Raw genomic sequence first — 3,449 nt, forward strand, 5'->3', positions numbered from 1 at the left:
TCTGTGCCAGCCATAGAGAAGATAGATGGCTCAATAAATCCTGAGAATAGAGAGACGTTTTTAGGATTTAGGTCCTGTAGCTTAAACCAGTTAGCGGCATCCGCGTATTGAGCCACTATAGCTAGTACAACAGCAGAGAGTCCAGCGGCTACCAACTTTTTTGCACTCATATGTTGTTTCCCCTCGCCTATCTTGTGTTAAAATACATAATCGGATTATTATGCAATTCGTGTGCCATAGTGGAATCGGTACATTGTGTAGTTGTTTTGTTCTGTAAGGGATAGGATCGTCCAACTAGCTGTCCCAAATAGGGCATTTTTCATCGTGAATTAGTTAATTTCTATATACGGAGAAACTTATGAATAGCGTTGGGGCTTTTCTATCTACTGCGGCATTACTCGTCTTTAGCGTTGGTACAGCATTGGCTTCTGATGCTTCCTTCTACACAGAAACCATCCCTGCGCCAATGGCGTCTGCCCAAAAAGAGGTTGTGCAGGCGCTTTCCCATGGACATTTTAAAGTCGTTATGAATTTAGATATTTTAAAAAGGATTGAGGCCAAGCAGAAGGTGCTACATATCCCAAATCTGAACCAGGGGGGCTATGCTGACGCCAGGGCCGTCGTCTTTTGCAACCCTTTCTTGTTTAGCGCACTGCTGAACAACGATTGGCAGGCAGCATCTGTTTGTCCGCTAAACCTCACTCTGCTGAGTAAAGGAGGCAACACCACCGTGATATTCCCCAGGAGGGCCGCCTACACCCATGCCACTAAGGCATCGCTGGTCGGGATGAAAATTGATCAGATGGTAATCTCTAGTCTCCAAACCATCCCGGGAAGCCATCCATAGTTTGAATCTCCACCTTTCCGCATGATGAAGGGAGGGTAGTCTGTGAGCCTGGAAACCCTGTCAGTTGATACGAAGTTCTATCGTAGCTTGTTGGCCATGGTGCGTATCTTGCGGGATGATCTTGGCGGTGATGTGGAGAAAGCCTTCGGAAGGGTTGCTAATCAGCTTGCAGATGATTTGCAGCTGCCGTTGGTCTGGATTGGTATTTTAGAACCCGGTTCAACCTGGGTAAATGTGACGGCAAAGGCAGGATCCGCATGGGAATATGCGCAAGATCTGCGCATCAGCAGCTTGGAACATATTCCCGAGGGGCGGGGACCAGGAGGGAAGCTTTTACGTTTAGGTGAAGGCGTGGTCGTCGGAGATTTTCTGCAGTCTCCAGAATTTGCTCCATGGCGGGAACTTGCATACAGCTTTGCCCTCAAACAAAACATAACTTCTGTGAAGTCTACCGAAGATGGTAACAAAATTATCATGGGGGCATTTCTCTCTGGTGACAATGGGTTTTCCCCAGCGATACCATCTTTCCGGAGAGTCGGCGTGCTCAGCAGGCCTTTTCGCGCGTCGTTGCGCGATCGGCCTTGCGCTGCCGACCAGATAATAGGCCCCAGCCGTCCCGGTCACCGGCACACCGCCACGCCCTCGTTGGGGCGCAGACGGCGCACTCGTCTCCCGAATGACTCGACGCCAACCATGCGGCACAGCACGCGCCTGCACTCCCGGCTTCGCGGTCGCTTCGGCGGATGCAGTTCGCCGCGTTGCCTTCTGGGGACTACTCGCCCCCGCTTCGCTCTCCTGGCTCGCAGTGATTGTCGGATTTAACGCGGGACCTTGCGGTCTATGTCCATCAAAAGGCGATAGCAAGAGACTTCCTTCGTCTTCAGGGCTATCAACGAGCAGTTCTGAATGTGCAACAGCAGCTTCTTCACCAGAATAGTCCTCAAGCCATGTATGATAGTTTGGTGCGTAGCGTAATAGCAGACACGGAAGCTATTGGGGCTTATATTATTGGGAGAGCATCGGAATTTTCCAGTTTGTCCATACTCGCCATGAATGATTTGGAAAATAACGCACTCTCAAATCAAGACGGAGCATCAAGATATGCTAGTCAAGGGATATGCCCAACGATTGTTGCTAATGAGGTGATTGATTCAGGATTGCAGTATGGTCCAATAGATCCCAGTTCATCTGCGTTAAATAGTTTTGTTAATGATAATAGGGGATTTTTTGCGCGGGTACGTAGCGTCATGGCCATCCCGGTATTTTTGGATGACATAAAATCCCCGTTTGTGGTGCTGGTTATAGAGGCGGATGAGTTGAGGTACTTTACGAAACCTCTCCAAGAGACGCTGCGGCAGCTGGCTGCAAGCCTGGGAGTTGGTCTTAGTCGCTATTTCGAACATATCAAGCTAGAAGTGGCGAAATCAGAAATTGAAAAATTAGCTCGTCATGATGCACTTACGAATTTACCTAACCGACGATTTCTTGAGGAAAGATTGGAGCAAGCCGTGTACCGCTCCCATATTTATGATAAACTGTTAGCTGTATGCATGCTGGATTTGGATGGATTCAAGTTTATCAATGATACGCACGGGCATGGGGTCGGCGATCTGGTGCTCTGCACGTTGGCGCAACGTTTTCAATTAGGCTTGCGCAAAAGCGATTTTGTCGCCCGCCTTGGTGGCGATGAGTTTGTCATACTGATCGAAGAATTGTCTGATGTGGCGGCATTTGAGAAGCTGGTAAGAAAAATTGGGGAGATGATTTGTTCGCCAATTTCTATAGACCATACATCGCAAGTCTCTGTCGGCGTAAGTCTTGGTGCAGTAATTTATCCATTCATTGAATACAAAAACTCTGTGATTGAGTTGCTTCAACATGCAGATTATGCTCTTTACGAGAGTAAATCCATCAAGGAAAAACGTGCGTCATTTTGGACGCTATATGGCTAGAAACAAGGCTCTTAAGGAGAAATTGTTTTGGCGAATGTTTAAATTATAGAAGATTTGTGAGGCCATATAGAAAATGAACGTTTTGTGTCGAGAGTATGTTCTTGCAGTGGGGGACATTGGTCCGGGGCAAAGTAAACAGAACAACAACTGCACCAGCATGCTAAAATAATAGGAGACAGAATGAATCCGCAGGAAACCTTGGCTACCCAGTTCACTGATTATCTTCTCGGGATTCTGGGCGTGGGAAACACAGATCCTGCTCCAGATGAAGGAATTCCTGTCGCTCTACAAAAGGTCCTGGAGCCTGTGGCGCAGCGCATCCGGGCGATGCAGGGGGCGGAGGGCAAGGCCCACCAGACGGCAGAATCGCTGCGCAATGTCACCGTGCAGGTAGATCACTCTGCCGAGGACATCGAGGCCGCCGCCCAGGGTATGGCGGCGGCTTCCAAGAGCACTGCTGCGGTGATTCAAAACAATGAACACATCGTTCGGGACTTGCAGCAGAAGTTGCAGGCGATTGGATCTACTCTGCAAGACATTCAACAGATCTCCTATCAAACCAATTTGCTGGCTCTGAATGCGGCAATTGAGGCCGCACGGGCGGGAGAACACGGGCGGGGCTTTGCCGTGGTGGCAGATGCGGTCCGGAA

The 3,449-nt window shown here is 49.1% G+C and carries 3 protein-coding genes and 1 pseudogene; all 4 read left to right on the forward strand.

Annotated features, from left to right (window positions below; genetic code table 11):
• The first annotated feature begins 358 nt into the window (after positions 1-358).
• On the forward strand, positions 359-847 hold the full coding sequence (locus AB4090_RS14870; RefSeq protein ID WP_369574659.1) for a hypothetical protein: 489 nt from the start codon (positions 359-361) through the stop codon (positions 845-847).
• Between the two features lie 42 nt (positions 848-889).
• Complete coding sequence (locus AB4090_RS14875) at positions 890-1,669, forward strand: GAF domain-containing protein (RefSeq protein ID WP_369574660.1); 780 nt, start codon at positions 890-892, stop codon at positions 1,667-1,669.
• Entirely contained in the window at positions 1,657-2,799 is a 1,143-nt protein-coding gene (locus tag AB4090_RS14880; RefSeq protein ID WP_369574661.1) for a diguanylate cyclase, read from the forward strand. Before AB4090_RS14875 ends, AB4090_RS14880 begins: the two co-directional genes overlap by 13 nt.
• 510 nt (positions 2,800-3,309) lie before the next feature.
• Positions 3,310-3,449, forward strand: a pseudogene (locus AB4090_RS14885) (methyl-accepting chemotaxis protein); the annotation flags it as partial.

The sequence above is a fragment of the Acidithiobacillus sp. IBUN Pt1247-S3 genome, assembly GCF_041146875.1.
Taxonomy (GTDB): Bacteria; Pseudomonadota; Gammaproteobacteria; order Acidithiobacillales; family Acidithiobacillaceae; genus Igneacidithiobacillus.

Bases quoted from the DNA above. Each gene is read 5' to 3' on its own strand.
- AB4090_RS14870 (WP_369574659.1), top strand. From the start codon at position 359: ATGAATAGCGTTGGGGCTTTTCTATCTACTGCGGCATTACTCGTCTTT.